Origin of the sequence: Methylobacterium sp. J-026 (assembly GCF_022829585.1) — a bacterium.
Classification (GTDB): Bacteria; Pseudomonadota; Alphaproteobacteria; order Rhizobiales; family Beijerinckiaceae; genus Methylobacterium.
In genome coordinates this window covers 1-371 of sequence record NZ_JAKSYC010000226.1, presented here as the reverse complement: position 1 = coordinate 371, position 371 = coordinate 1, and the positions used below count along the sequence as shown (strand labels likewise).

Below are 371 nucleotides of genomic sequence, written 5' to 3'. Positions count from 1 at the left end.
GGGACGCTGATCGATTTTTTGAAAGCGTATCCGACTTCAAAGGCAGCGGACGCGACACGATGATGAACGGCGTCACCCTGGACATCCTGCCGTCCGATCACCGGGCGGGCCGCTCCCCCTCCCCCCTCTGCGGGGGAGGGTGGCCCCCGAAGGGGGTCGGGAGAGGGGAACCCAGCTTCCGGCAGGGGCGCGGCCTTCATGAAGGCCGGCGCCCTGTTCTGCACCGTCGCCCCCGGCCCGACTTCCTGTCCTGGCGGGTGGACGACCTGCCCTGTGCGCCGACCTATCTCTGCCGGCTGCTCGGGCGGATCCCGGTCATGGCCTGGACCGTGAGGACCGAGGACCAGCGCGCCCGCGCGGGCGCGCACGCG

General features: G+C 71.2%; 1 pseudogene. It reads left to right on the top strand.

Annotated features, from left to right (window positions below):
• Positions 1-233: 233 nt before the first annotated feature.
• Positions 234-371: pseudogene (locus tag MKK69_RS19710) on the top strand (glycerophosphodiester phosphodiesterase); the annotation flags it as partial.